At 38.7% G+C, this 13731-nt stretch carries 10 protein-coding genes and 2 pseudogenes; 2 read left to right on the top strand and 10 right to left on the bottom strand.

The window, feature by feature from the left end; translation table 11 throughout:
* Window positions 1–140: 140 nt before the first annotated feature.
* The 8 genes and pseudogenes from EHR06_RS19310 to EHR06_RS18045 all read right to left on the bottom strand — a co-directional run bounded on the left by EHR06_RS19310 (window position 141) and on the right by EHR06_RS18045 (window position 9639).
* Window positions 141–365: a hypothetical protein gene (locus EHR06_RS19310; protein ID WP_244288665.1), complete on the bottom strand. Its 225-nt coding sequence runs from the start codon at window positions 363–365 to the stop codon at window positions 141–143.
* Between the two features lie 801 nt (window positions 366–1166).
* A pseudogene (locus tag EHR06_RS19315) lies at window positions 1167–3398 on the bottom strand (type I restriction endonuclease subunit R); the annotation flags it as partial.
* The gene (locus EHR06_RS18025) at window positions 3395–4615 is read right to left on the bottom strand and encodes a restriction endonuclease subunit S (protein ID WP_135758291.1); all 1221 of its coding nucleotides are present in this window, start codon (window positions 4613–4615) and stop codon (window positions 3395–3397) included. The pseudogene EHR06_RS19315 and the gene EHR06_RS18025, both read right to left, overlap by 4 nt.
* Window positions 4615–6144, bottom strand: a complete 1530-nt coding sequence (locus tag EHR06_RS18030; RefSeq protein WP_244288666.1) for an HsdM family class I SAM-dependent methyltransferase — start codon at window positions 6142–6144, stop codon at window positions 4615–4617. The genes EHR06_RS18025 and EHR06_RS18030 overlap by 1 nt, the downstream gene beginning before the upstream one ends.
* Before the next feature lie 69 nt (window positions 6145–6213).
* Window positions 6214–6621: pseudogene (locus tag EHR06_RS19320) on the bottom strand (type I restriction-modification system subunit M N-terminal domain-containing protein); the annotation flags it as partial.
* Window positions 6622–6929: 308 nt separating this feature from the next.
* The gene (locus EHR06_RS18035; protein ID WP_135758293.1) at window positions 6930–7406 is read right to left on the bottom strand and encodes a DUF4411 family protein; all 477 of its coding nucleotides are present in this window, start codon (window positions 7404–7406) and stop codon (window positions 6930–6932) included.
* Between the two features lie 4 nt (window positions 7407–7410).
* Window positions 7411–8589, bottom strand: coding sequence for an XRE family transcriptional regulator (locus tag EHR06_RS18040; RefSeq protein WP_135758294.1), 1179 nt, complete (start codon window positions 8587–8589; stop codon window positions 7411–7413).
* Between the two features lie 105 nt (window positions 8590–8694).
* Window positions 8695–9639: an HTH domain-containing protein gene (locus tag EHR06_RS18045; protein ID WP_341867516.1), complete on the bottom strand. Its 945-nt coding sequence runs from the start codon at window positions 9637–9639 to the stop codon at window positions 8695–8697.
* A 150-nt stretch (window positions 9640–9789) separates the two neighbouring features.
* Here EHR06_RS18045 and EHR06_RS18050 point away from each other — a divergent pair, with 150 nt between their 5' ends.
* Window positions 9790–11214, top strand: a complete 1425-nt coding sequence (locus tag EHR06_RS18050; protein WP_135758296.1) for an MATE family efflux transporter — start codon at window positions 9790–9792, stop codon at window positions 11212–11214.
* 43 nt (window positions 11215–11257) lie between these two features.
* On the opposite strand, the gene EHR06_RS18055 is transcribed toward EHR06_RS18050, so the two are convergent.
* Complete coding sequence (locus EHR06_RS18055; RefSeq protein WP_135758297.1) at window positions 11258–11764, bottom strand: hypothetical protein; 507 nt, start codon at window positions 11762–11764, stop codon at window positions 11258–11260.
* Between the two features lie 268 nt (window positions 11765–12032).
* Between EHR06_RS18055 and EHR06_RS18060 the strand changes: the two genes are divergently transcribed.
* Window positions 12033–12590: a sterol desaturase family protein gene (locus EHR06_RS18060; protein WP_244288655.1), complete on the top strand. Its 558-nt coding sequence runs from the start codon at window positions 12033–12035 to the stop codon at window positions 12588–12590.
* Between the two features lie 73 nt (window positions 12591–12663).
* On the opposite strand, the gene EHR06_RS18065 is transcribed toward EHR06_RS18060, so the two are convergent.
* Window positions 12664–13515 (bottom strand): metal-dependent hydrolase, encoded by an 852-nt coding sequence (locus EHR06_RS18065; RefSeq protein WP_135758299.1) that lies wholly within the window; start codon window positions 13513–13515, stop codon window positions 12664–12666.
* Between the last annotated feature and the right edge of the window lie 216 nt (window positions 13516–13731).

Genomic DNA, 13731 nt, shown 5'->3' on the forward strand with positions numbered 1-13731 from the left:
GCATGAACATCCATACAAGATGATCAGCAACAACTCAACTCGCAGTTATATTCTTTTGTTGAAGTTATTTAAAAAGCTGAGGGTGAATGCCTTCGGCTTTTTTGTTTGATGAGGGATGAGTATTTGAAGCCGACTTCTAATTACGTATTTCCTGTTTGTTTTAAATTCTCTATAAAAACCTCTAAGATAGATCTAGCGAATTTGTCCATTAAAAGGTTATTTGATAATAATCTTGAGGAAAGATCATTGTTGGTTGTTAATGTATTCATTATCGCATGCGTTAATGCTTTTGGATAATCTCCTAGCATGATTTGTTCTTTGCTATTGCCTGCTTTCATTTGATTCATAACTTCTTCATTCTTCATAATTTCTGGTTCAAGCGAGAGTCCGAAACTATTCAGTTTTTCTATAGCATCCGATTCTGATACGTCCCCATCGAATAATTCATTAATTGAATCAATAATTTCAGATAAGAGTTCTTTCTTTTTATCCATTCCAGCGGAGATTGTTGTGGAATCTGGATCAAGCTCCTTCTGATCTAATTTTGGATTCCAGATTTGTTTTCTATGAATTCGAAAATGTGATAATACGAGTCCTGCAAGTGAAATACCCTCGTCGAGGTCTTCAATCTTTAATAGTTCTTTTAGGAATTTTAGAAAGACGTATAATTTTTCCAATTCTTGACTATCGTAGTCTACAATATTGGTCATGAATTCATACAAATCGATAAACTTATTCACTCCAGATTTGAATCTATCCAATTCCGATTTTATTTCCTTCATGGAGTTTAGATGCTTTTGAACATCTTGGATCGAGGTATTATTTTTAGATTGTTTAGCTTGCTCTATGATTTCATTTGCATTTCGAATTTCATTTAATGCATTGGTGTAACGAGTTTTAAAAACTAACTTAGGATTCTGGATAATCGAGTTGAGCTTCTTTTGCGTGATCTCTGATTTTTTCTTATTTCTGATATTCTCCGCTTGAGAGAAGTATTCCTTTGCAAATTCCTCAACTTGCTCAAGTGTAAAAATTCGAGCATCAAGTAGAGCGTTTTTAATCGCAAAAATTGCATTTGGATCCGAGTTGTCACTTAGTGAAGTGGTTTTGTAGAAAGGGGAAAATGCTTCTACAATATCAGTTATTTTGTTCACAAAATCGAGGATAAAGGTGATTTTCTCTTTGCCCGGATAGACCCGATTTAATCTGGATAAAGCCTGCACACAGTCTACTCCGGATAATGTTTTGTCAATATACATCGCGCATAACTTTGCTTGATCGAATCCTGTAAGAAACTTATTTGCGACTAGTAGAATTTGGAACGCATCATTGTCAAATGCAGTCCGTATATCCTCTCCCTTTAGGTCAGGGTTCATATTTCGTTCAGTAAATGGATCCTTTGTATTCGCTTTATGAGCGAAGTTGGCATATTCTTCGTCTATTACATCACCAGAAAATGCAACTAAAGCATGGATGTCCGAATAATTCTTTTCCTTGAGATATTTATCCAATTCAATTTTATATCGAACTGCCTCTTTTCGAGAACCAGTAACTACCATGGCCTTTGCTGCCCCATCCAGCATGTGTCGTATATTAGAGCGATAATGTTCGACGATGATCGCTATTTTTTGCGTAATGTTGTGAGGGTGCAATCGAACCCAAGTATTAATTTTGGACTTGGCTTTTTTAGCATCGACCTCTTTATCTCGACTTTGATTTGCAATCTTGTAAGCCACATCGTAAGTAGTATAATTTTTAAGAACGTTTAGAATATATCCCTCTTCGATCGCTTGTTGCATAGTATAGACGTGGAACGCTACCGGCGTGTTCTCTTTGGATTTAGGCTGATCCGGAAATTTAAGTCTTCCGAAAATTTCTAATGTAGCCGGCTTAGGAGTGGCAGTAAATGCAAAATAACTAATATTCTTGGCGGTTTTTCGAGACTCTACGCTCATGCGAAGAATATCTTCCGCGCTGAGCTCTTCCTCATCCTTTAATTCTGCTTGCAAAACTTCTTTAAGCTTTGAGGCCGTCTTTCCAGTCTGTGAGGAATGTGCTTCATCCGCTATTACCGCAAATGTATGATTCTTTAGAGAAGTTTCTTTTTGAATTGCTTCCAGGATATATGGAAATGTTTGGATGGTAACTATAATAATAGGCGAATTACCGGTTAACGCTTCGGTCAATTGTTGAGATTTGGAACCAGAACCTTCTTCTCTCGTTATTCGATTAACAACGCCAGTTTGATGATCGAATTGGTAGATCGTATCCTGTAATTGGGAATCCAGAACGGTCCTATCTGTAATGACGATTATATTTCGAAATAATCTTTCTCCTTGTTTGGCACCTTTCTGGACCGTGAGAGAAGCCAGTTGATGGGTCAACCATGCAATACTATTAGATTTTCCCGAACCAGCGGAATGTTGGATCAAATAACGGTGCCCAGGTCCTTCGGATGTCGCAGTGGCAATCAATTTTTTCACTGCGTCCAACTGGTGATATCTGGGAAATATAATAGTATGTTGTTCCGGCTTTAGCTTCCTACCTTCCGTATCCTTGTTTTGAAGATGGACAAATCTACCTAGGATTCGAAGAAAAGTTTCCTTTTCTAAAACTTCTTCCCAAAGGTAAGAACTTGCGTAACCATTCGGATTTGGAGAGTTACCTGCGCCATCACCATTACCACGATTGAAGGGTAGAAAGAGGGTATTCTCTCCTTCTAACTTAGTAGTCATATAGACTTCTTCCGTAGATACCGCGAAGTGAACGATACAACGTTTGTTAAATGATAAGAGGGGTTCCGGTTTTCTCGTGACCGGATTTAGAGGAAGTCGATCCTTTTTATACTGTTGAATAGCATGATGAACGGACTGAGTGAAATCAGTCTTTAATTCTAAGCTAGCCACTGGGATGCCATTTAAAAAGATTACAAGATCTATAATTCCACTGCCATGGCCTGTCTTGGTCAGCATCTCTTGGTGATAAGGAGAATAACGGATCTGGCGAACTACCCGCAGAATATTCGCATCATATTGGTCTTTTGCTTTTTGATTAGAAAGATTATCTGGCTGGAATTGGACGAGTCGGAATTTAGATCCAACGAATTCGATTCCTCGCCGGAGGGAATGGATGCATCCATTCGTATCCATATACCGTGAAACTTCTCGCAATAAATGGACATCCGCTTTGTCAGAGCCTTGTTTTTTGGCGAGCTTTTCGTATTCTTCGGATTGAGTCGTTTTGATATAGGCGATTAGATCTTCCGGATACAATCCTAATTCGGCGTCAAAGTTCTCAGGATTCCCTTCTATATATGGACGAGAGAATAAAGTTTCGGGAGAAGATATTAGATCTCGGACTATATCAGTTTCGAAAACGATTTCGTTATGTGGTTTCATGCGGATTCTCTAACGTCAATTTTGCCGGTGACAGCAGCGGAAATGAGTGCGGATCGTTTTTCTTTGAGGAGTTCGATTGGTTTAGAAATAAACTTTTTTAAGTATAGCTCTTTTTCAACAAATTCCTTTAACATCAGTTGCTGCTTAAATTGTGGAACGGGGATTTCTTCTCGCATAAGTGAGTTGATATTCAGAGGTCGATTTCTGCCTGCCGCTCCAATAGAATTCTCGTTTAGAAGAAAGTTCCCGCGAGGGGTGCAAAAAAAGGCAAATAAATATGAATTCTCCAAGAGTCCGTGCTGCCCTGAAATACTATAGTATCGATGTGAAGCTATACATTCAGCCTCTTCATTTGCTGCCAAGCTGATGGCCCCTTCCCATGCAAATTGACCACTAATTACAAAATCATTTTTCTTGATCCATTGGAACTCAGAATCACCTAATTCTTCACCAAGTAATTTATCCTTTAAAAAGAATCCTCGAGCCCGATTATACATTCCAATTGGCTGATATAGAGTCTTATTTTCTCGATTAAAAAACCTTTGGTTCAGTTGTGTGATTTTCCGAAGTTGGAAATTTTTAGTTTTTTTATCCGATATGATGTTTGCAATAAGCGCTTGGCGTTTTTCTTCCAGTAAAGCAATCAGCTTTTCTTGTTTTGCAATCAAAAGGTCTATTTTTTGTGTTTCTCGGTCCAGGTAATTTGCGATCGCTTGTTGCTCTTCGAGAGGAGGAATTAGAATTGGAAAGCCATGAAATTCTTCAGTTTTCATTTGTAGTGAATTTGGGCGAATTCCCTGCAAATATTTAGTGTACCCACTTACATAACTCGAACTTCTTAGGAGATAGTGTACATACCATCGATAGATATTATTGCATATATAATAACAACGATACGCAGGACTAACGTAACCTTGAAACTTGGATACACCTAACCCCGCGAAATTTAGCCACATGGTATTGACAACCAATTGATTCGGTTTGACGACTCGATAGTCAGCCAATTCATCTGATGTTCGTTGCTGACTTTGGCTTTCATATTCTTTTATAACTATACCTCGATAGCTTGAAACTGAAAGCATTTCGCCTTTTGGATTCTTACCATTTTTCTCAGAACTTAAAGAGAAGAGATATTTAAATTTTTCAATATTCCAATGCTCCGGTATCTTGCCTAACCATTCAACTCGACTATCTTTATACTTAGGATAAGCTTTCATTAGCTATGAACCTCTTGTAATAAAGTGAGGATTTCCTTTGTTACTTGGTCTAAATCGGCATCGATTTCTTTTAGATCTCTTGGTGGTTTATATTCATAAAAATGCCGGTTGAAGGGGATTTCGTATCCAACGATTCCGACTTTTTTGTCTTTTTCATCTACCTTGCTTGTATCGATCCAAGCTTCAGTTACATGCGGAAGGACTTCTCTTTGAAAGTATTCTTCGATCGATTCAGATAAAGGAACGTTTTCGTAATCTCTTAACTCGCTATTTGACTCGATCTCTCCTTTCGAGTTTTTGCAAATTTGAGCATCTTCATCTTGTTCTCCGATGCACTTTACAATCATCTTCTCTTGTATGTTTGATAATTTCAGCTTAGAAGATTGGAGAATGGGAGAGGAATTCAATTCGGTTAAAAATTGAGATCTATCTTTATATTCTTCCTTTAATCCGAGCAAAGCATTTAAAATAGTGTCCTGCTCTTTTTTAGAAAGTTTTGCAAAAGCTACTTCTTCCTTTAAGCTGGATAATTTCGATTCCTCTTGGGGTTTGAAACTTAGTTTTAGCGGTCGATCTATGGTGATCCTTCTATAGCCGAATTGAGTATTTTTAAAGATCTTACTTACTTTAGATTCTTCAAAGTTTCCGTAGATTTTTACGATTCGTTTGATATGTTCTTCGGTTAGGTATTTCCTTTTGGAGCCGAGAGATTTTCTCATTTTATCACAGAACTCATCGTTATTCGCATTGATGAGCTGGACCTTCCCCAATCGCCCCTTTACTTTATGATTGTTTAATATCCAAATATACGTGGCTATGCCGGTATTATAGAACATATCAGTTGGCAAGGCAATGATGGCCTCTAAAAGATCATTCTCTAAAATATGCCTACGTATTTCGGACTCTCCTGATCCGGCTCCTCCTGTAAAGAGAGGGGATCCATTCAGGATAATTCCTATTCTAGAACCTCCCTTACTAGGACTAACCATTTTAGAGATCAAATGTAATAAGAATAATAAACTCCCATCGGATACGCGAGGCAATCCTGGGCCAAATCTACCGTTATAACCTTTTTTCTTATATTCGTCTTGGACTGACTTTTCGACTTTCTTCCACTCTACTCCAAACGGAGGATTTGATAATAGATAGTCGAATTTGCTTTCTGCATGTTGGTCTTCACTTAACGTATTACCCAACTTTATATTTTTTACATCCTGGCCTTTAATAAGCATGTCCGCTTTGCAGATAGCGTACGATTCCGGATTTAATTCCTGACCGAAATTTGCTATCTTCGCTTTCGGGTTCATACTGTGGATATATTCGGTACTTGAAGATAAAAATCCTCCGGTTCCAGCAGTCGGATCGTAGACGGAACGAATTACCCCGGGTTTTCCAAGAGTATCGCTATCAAAATTAAAAACTAGGGAAGTTGTTAGAGTTACTATATCACGAGGAGTAAAATGTTCTCCTGCAGTCTCGTTACTGGATTCTGCGAATCTTCGAATCAGTTCCTCGAAGATAAGGCCCATTTGGTGGTTATCTACTTTTTTGGGATGCAGGTCAATTTTTGTAAATTGAGTACAAATGAGAAAAAGCAAGTTTGCTTTATGTAATCGATCGATAACATCCTGAAAATTGAAGTTTTCGAAAATATCTAGAACGTTTTCGCTGAATGATTCAATGTAGTTTTCGAGATTAGTTTTTGTATCATTTGTTCCCAATCGATCCAAGGTAATGTTCGATGTATTGTAAAAACTGTATCCGGAAGCTTTTTCTAAAAAAGGAGCAATTGGTAATTTTATTTTTTTGTGCTTCTTTTCTTCTGCTAATACGGCTTCCCTAGTTGGTTCTAAGACGCATTCTAAACGTCTTAAGACGGTCAACGGTAAAATTACTCGACCATATTCGGATTGCTTAAAGTCTCCTCGGAGGGAATCTGCGACGGACCATATAAATGCTGCAAGTGCTGAAAAGTTCTCGTTATTCGTTTTTACCATGAATAGCATCCAATATATGGAGGATGAATCAAGTTCGCAATGGTTTTTATTCTATCTAAACGGTAATTTTATGACAAGTAACCGAACGATACATCTCTCGCAAATATAATTACGTCCTTACGTATTGAACCCAAAAATAACATTTATTAGGTTTCTTTTAATAATTATATTTGGATGTCGGACAAATTCATGAGATAGGAGATAATTTCTCTTAAATAAACTGAGAAATTAAGATAATAAGTCTTAAGCTATTTAATATAATGTCTCGCCTTAATGGAACGAGACTCAAAAAAAGTTCGGTTGAAATATTTCAACCTTTAAAACTTCCAACCTTCCATTTCAATAAGCTTGCTGAAAGGAACGCAATTGACTTTGTAATTTTTAGCAACATCTGGAATTTTTAATTTTTTCTTGGAATCGACTGCGGATTTTTCTTCTGTGACAATGATCGTATCGGTATGTTTTGCTAATGCGATAACATAAGGGTCGGCCTGGATTTCCGGAATACTAAGGTCGATGATTTTAGGATGGGATTTCATTATCTCTGAAAGAATTTTTTGAGGTTTCTCTTCTAATTCGATGAAGGCAGCTTTGTGAAGTTTTGCCCATTTAAGTAGCTCGTCTGATCCTCTTTCTAATTCATCTAATACTTCTCTCGGTGAAATAATGATTCCTTGATTTAGAGCTTCTCCGACCTTCTTCCAAAGGCTTTCAAAAATTGCGGGGGAGTAATGATGGCACCAAGCAGTAATATACGAACTCGTATCTATACAATACTTTGGAATTTTTGGCATCTTTTTAAGATCCGAATACTATTCCGGATAGAGAATTTAAATATTGGGTACGTATATTGAGAAATTGACCTGCTTGGAGAGGATTCAAAAGATTATTATTATAGGCAGATAAAACTATAGAAGAGTATTTTCGACCATTGCGATTTAAATTGGTATATAGATGAGTGCTTGCTCCGCCCCCACCTTTTTTTTCCTTGCGGGCATTTTTGTATTTGATCCAATCTTTCTGAAATTCTCTTCTAAATTTTTTATATTCACTCTCACTAATGAGTCTTAGGTGGAAAATTCTTCTCGCGATTACTTCTCGGCTTACGATGAAATGTTTGCTAAGTTCTTCGATTTGTTTTAGCTGAATCTTTGTTTTTGGGTCGTAGTTTTCTTGAATAAACCCGTAAATTTCCTCGCTAGGGCAGAGTAGATTTGCAGAAAATTGATTACACCAGATTTCGATCTTGTCGGTATCAGTCTTTGGAGTTTTGTCTTCAAATTCTAGATCACAAATTCCCCCTTCACGTAAAAGGATATGACCTAATTCATGGAAAAGGGTAAAGATCCTGCCGTGATAAGAATCATCAGAATTAATTGCGATTACCGGAAATGGTAGGGTCGGGATACTAAACCCACGGAATTGGTTTAGATCAATATTCTCAGTCTGGAAAACTAAAATGTCCTTAGATTCAAGGAGGCTTATGCAGTATTTTAGAAATTCTTCCGGCTTTCTATTTTTATACTGAAATTCTCTATCAAAATCTAAAAAGCGTATTGTATCTACTATCGGAGAAATCGGATTAGATGTAAGTGTTGCGGAAGGATAGGAAGAAAGAGGTTTAACGTCTAATTCACTTGCCAATTCCGCTGCAGTTTCCCTTCGAGATTCGGCCCATCGGAACATAAATAAAGCATCAGGAAGAAATTGATTATCGGAGCGATTTTTTCTGAAATCTTTAGGTTTACTTTCAGATGGAGGTGGAGAGGCGAGAAAAAATATTGCTGGGGGGCGCTTTAAGCAACCCGCCAGCTTTCTCACCTGGCTCATAGAAGGTAATGAATCTCCTTTCTCCCAATCTAGAAGTTTTTCAGGCTTCGCATCTACTTTTAAAGCCAAACTTTCGATTGTATGGCCGGATTCCTCTCTCGCCCAGGTCAACAAGGTTGGATTAATTTTGGCTTTTACGGAAATCATAGCTTAAATCAATGCATACTATATAGGTACTTAGTATTCAGATCAATTCATTTTAGTAGATTTTATTTATTTTCTTAGTAGATCGAATCTGATAAAGAAGCATCTTCACTCCCTTTTATCATATTCGCTCTTTACCTTCCCAAGTTTCACATCTTCTGCAATATTACTTAAAAAATCCTTAAAATTCTCATTATCTTCCACCAATCGATTGATTGTATCGAAATCTAATTCCGATTTGGGATTGGATTGAAAAAGAATTTCGCTCTGCTCCGGTTTACTCGTATTGAGTCGGATGATTCCAATACCGAAGGCTTTACTCAATCTTGCTAGTTCGTCCATAAGATCCATTTCTTCTTGGATATTTGCTGCAACCAGATAGCCTTCATTGGCCCAGGAGGAATTTGAAACCGCCTGGAAAAATGCCTCTCGCAAATTCCCGAAATGAAGATTGATTTTCATCTCAAAGGAAAATAGATAACAATCCGGATTTGCGGTTAATTTTTGTAAGTTGACCGTTTCTTTTTTATACTCATCAAAATTAAATCGAACTCCTACTAAGTCTGGATGCAGCCATAGATTTCTTCCCTTAACTGATTTGATTGAAGCCTCGTGATAAATCGTTTTAACGTATGCTCTGAAATGAGAATTGGAATATACAAATTTTGCAAGGGCTGGGTGTAGTTCTCTTTCTTTCAATGGTACGTTTTCCGATTCTAGTACAAAAGAGTTCAGTTCAGAAGCAGCTTTTTCGGCAGCTTCTCCCCACGGAGTTAATGCAAAGCGGGTTGGTCTTTTACTAACTTGTCGAAAAGGAGTATGAGGATCGTTCTTTATACTTACATAGATTTGTGCAGCGACTGTCGCCCAAGGAGTTATTCCAACTGAGTCCGTTTTCCAGCTCCGTTCTTTTGCGAGTGCCCAAATTTCAGAGGCGCTCATTGGTTTTCCTATCGTGTTTAATGCTTTTTCGGCGATTTCAAGAAAGGATAATGAGTCCGACATATTCTGAATATGTTTTCTACATACAAGAATTGTAAAGTATTTATGCATCTGCGTTAAGGATGCGAAATATATGCCGCCGGACCCCGCAGCCGACGGGTGTTTAAACAGATATAGAATCTTCCCACCTTAAAAATGATCCTATAAACGGCCTTGATTTTCTCAATAGATCGATCAGACATTGATCGCAAAGGTACTTGGATGGAAGCTATACAAAAAGACCCAAAGTTAGAATTAGAAAAGACCTCCCTTTGGAGGGAATTAAGAAAAGCGCTTACTGGAACAGAGGCGGATTATACACAAATTTCGCTTGGTAAGGCCGTTTTTTTACTATCTGTTCCGATGGTCTTGGAATTGGTCATGGAATCTGCATTTGCAGTCGTTGACATTTATTTTGTGGGTGCCTTAGGTCCTTCTGCCGTTGCCGCGGTCGGGCTTACGGAGACGTATTTGTTCCTTCTTTATTCTCTCGCCATCGGAATGTCCACTGCAGTGACCGCGATCATTGCTAGAAGGATCGGAGAAGGAGATAAGGAACAGGCCGGGATTGCAGCAGTCCAATCCGTTTTTCTTTCCATTCTCGTTTCATTACCTTTCGCCATCTTCGGAGTTTGGTTTGCGAAAGATCTTCTTTTGCTCATGGGAGGAGATCCTTGGGTCGTGGAACATGGTTCTCGTTATACACAATGGATCTTCGGCGGGAATATAGTAATCATTCTTTTATTCGGACTCAATGCGGTTTTTAGAGGTGCGGGGGACGCGGCGATCGCAATGAGAGTATTATGGATTTCTAATGGTCTTAATATGATCCTGGATCCTATTTTTATTTTCGGTTTTGGTCCGGTTCCTGCCATGGGTATTGAAGGTGCCGCCATCGCTACGAATATCGGAAGAGGAGTCGGGGTTCTTTTGCAGATCTATCTGCTTCTAAAAGGCGGAAAACATATCCAAGTACTTCGTTCCCAAATCAGCATACATTGGGAAATCATTTCGGATATAGTTCGTACTTCTATCGGAGGGATCGGACAAACTATTATAGGAATGACTTCTTGGATCTTTCTTGTGAGGATTATTTCCGAATTCGGAAGTGAGGCTGTAGCAGGAGCAACGATCGCTCTTCGGATCATGATGTTTACTCTCATGCCTTCTTGGGGAATGTCGAATGCTGTTGCGACTTTAGTTGGTCAGAATTTGGGAGCGGGGAGACCTGATCGTGCGGAACGGTCCGTTTGGATTGTTGGAGTATGGAATATGGTCTTTCTGATCGGAGTTTCCATATGCTATTTTATTTTCAGAGAATCTCTTGTGTCTATCTTTACTGATGATGCAAAAGTGATCTCTATCGGTTCCGAATGGTTAGGGATAGTGTCTTATTCTTATTTTGTATATGCTTGGTGGATGGTCAGTGTTCAGGCCTTTAACGGTGCCGGAGATACTATGACTCCTACATTAATCAATCTGGTCTTCTTTTGGATCTTCCAAATCCCATTCGCTTATGTTTTAGCGAAGGTTCTTTCTTACGGATACTCTGGAGTATTCTGGGCGAGTATGATTACGGAAACTTCTGTCGGATTGTTCACTCTTTGGCTTTTCCGGAAAGGTGGTTGGAAAACCTCGAAGGTTTGAATTTAGGTTTTAGGCGTTCCTGATCGCGGGAACGCCAAACCTATTACGGTATCACTTGAACTTGTACAACTCCTACAATTTGGTTTACACGCATTCCTGGAAAAGGGGCAGTGTCTTGATAGGATGGTATTCTATAGATTACATTCGCATTGCCAACTGTGGATCCTGAAACATTGCAACTTAAGGGATTCGTGTACGGACAACCGTCGAAATAAAGGTTAGTACAAGATACCGAACTTAAAGAGACACCGTTAGTAATTGCTTCAAGACTGAAAGCTGTACTAGGGCAACCGGAATATGGATATTGGATATCGATCGAATAATTGCCGGTTGCTCCTGTTTGAAAGCTTACGGAAGAGCTTGTAAAATTTATCCAACTTACAGGTTCTACTACCAATGGGATTGATCCGGGAGCTAATAGAAGCAGAAGTGGGCTAAGATCCGTTTTGTCAGTCTTATCTTTCTGTAAAGAATCGTATATAAAGTACATTCCACATTGCAATTGTAAGAATATAAGTAAAATATAGAAGAGAATAGATGCACGTTTCACTTTAAATTTCCGGAATAGGGCATAGTTTAACATTCTCGACTATTTGATGCAAGGTGGATTTTTAAATTCAATAAAACTTATGTATAATTTTGGAAACGAAGCAGTTTTATTCCTTCAAAAAATTTCCTATGTTTGGGCCGCTTTATTGTTCTTGATCGAAAATCTTCTGATCTTCATTTGTTCGATATATATTGGAAATCTGCTTTCTAAACGTTATGCCCATCGGCGCATTGTTCCTATCCCTCCGAAGATCGAGGTCACGGAGATCTTGTTTGCTATATCTACTATACTTCTTAATACTATTATTACATTACTCGGTCTTTGGCTTTGGAGAACAGGTTCCATTCAATTTCGGAGTGATATAGGGATTTTTGCGTTATTCGATATTTTGATCCTTATTTTAGTTATGGATGCAGGTATGTATTTGCTGCATAGGATCGCCCATATCCGATTTATTTATCCTTTCGCTCATAGAACTCACCATCGATACGATAAACCTCGTCCTTTGACACTATTTGTTCTAAATCCTCTGGAAGCTCTTGGATTTGGAACACTATGGTTATTGGTGATCTGTGCTTATGATTTCTCTTGGGCCGGAATGAGTATTTATCTCGGACTGAACGTCGTATTCGGCTCGATCGGCCATTTGGGAGTGGAACCTCTTTCGGACAAATTGCTTCGTTCTAATTTATTCAATACACTGACAACGAGCACATTTCATGCAATGCATCATCGGAACGAAGATTATAATTTCGGATTTTATACTTCGATTTGGGATCGGATCTTCGGCACCCTTTACTCGGAAAACTCGCGTAGCCAAGACTAACTCGACCCGCGAGATCTAAAGTTAAGATTTTCATTGTAGGAGTTCCAACAAGCGGAAACACCTACAGCGCATTTTAATATCCGTGAGCCGTCATAACTTTCTCAAACTTCTCCAGAAGTTTGTGATCGTCTTGATCGTTCGGATGGAAACCGGGAATATAATATTCTAAAATATAAAAGATCACTGCCCATGTAAAGCCCGGAATACCGAAGAAGAAACGAATGTCTCTAATGATCTGGCTCGGATTCGGAATACCAAAATAGAATAAGGCTCTGATCGTCCCAACGATCGCTAAAAGTCCAAGAAGTTGAACTGCGATAGTCATTCCGAGTACCCGAGTAAAATATCCACCGCCGGAGGCACGGTACACATCATATGCCACGGCCTTATGTTCTAATTCTTCCAACGCATGCCATTCGATCACTTTCCAGCTGATCGGGTCGATCCAAGCTACACGTTTTTCCGGGAGAGAAAGTAAAAATCTACCTAGAGTTGCGGTGAAATGTTCTGCGGCCGCGGTGATCGAGAGGGCGAGTCTTTTTCCCCAAACAGGAAAAAGTTTTAGAATATTCTTTTCTAATATATCGAAGAATAACCAGCAGAACATTTTTTCATGACTGCGGAAGTCCAAACCGATTTCCACGAATCTTTCGTTCATTTTATCATGAACGTTTCCGTGGACCGCTTCTTGTCCTGCGAATGCTTTAATCTCACTCTTAAGAGCCGGATCGACAACTTCGCTGAACGCTTTGACTGAACGTATAAAGAAACGTTCTCCTTCCGGAAATAATACGCTTAAGCTGGAAAGAAATGCAGTAAAGAACGGGATGTTTTTTCCGAAACCTTTTTCCTTTGCGATGTCTTCCAAAGGGAATTTCGGCTTACGTATCTTTGGCTGGACTCTTGTAGATGTCGCTTGGCCCATAATATTCTCCTAATATAAAATCGTTTGGATTTTCGATTTTTCTTTCTCCATCCTTTGGATTTTCACCGCTCATTAGAGAATATAAAAAAGATATTATATAAGTCCGGGTTGTTATTTCTATTCCTCGAGATTGATCCGGCTCTCTTTTGGGAATAGTTATCTTTTGAATCATTGTAGCGATTGTTACAATATTCGGTCAATCCCAATCCTGAAAAA

The organism is Leptospira dzoumogneensis, from assembly GCF_004770895.1.
GTDB classification, from domain to species: domain Bacteria; phylum Spirochaetota; class Leptospiria; order Leptospirales; family Leptospiraceae; genus Leptospira_B; species Leptospira_B dzoumogneensis.

Bases quoted from the DNA above. Each gene is read 5' to 3' on its own strand.
- EHR06_RS18065 (WP_135758299.1), bottom strand. From the start codon at position 13,515: ATGGGCCAAGCGACATCTACAAGAGTCCAGCCAAAGATACGTAAGCCG.
- EHR06_RS18050 (WP_135758296.1), top strand. From the start codon at position 9,790: ATGGAAGCTATACAAAAAGACCCAAAGTTAGAATTAGAAAAGACCTCC.
- EHR06_RS18030 (WP_244288666.1), bottom strand. From the start codon at position 6,144: ATGGGCCTTATCTTCGAGGAACTGATTCGAAGATTCGCAGAATCCAGT.
- EHR06_RS18025 (WP_135758291.1), bottom strand. From the start codon at position 4,615: ATGAAAGCTTATCCTAAGTATAAAGATAGTCGAGTTGAATGGTTAGGC.
- EHR06_RS19310 (WP_244288665.1), bottom strand. From the start codon at position 365: ATGAAGAATGAAGAAGTTATGAATCAAATGAAAGCAGGCAATAGCAAA.
- EHR06_RS18045 (WP_341867516.1), bottom strand. From the start codon at position 9,639: ATGCATAAATACTTTACAATTCTTGTATGTAGAAAACATATTCAGAAT.
- EHR06_RS18035 (WP_135758293.1), bottom strand. From the start codon at position 7,406: ATGCCAAAAATTCCAAAGTATTGTATAGATACGAGTTCGTATATTACT.
- EHR06_RS18040 (WP_135758294.1), bottom strand. From the start codon at position 8,589: ATGATTTCCGTAAAAGCCAAAATTAATCCAACCTTGTTGACCTGGGCG.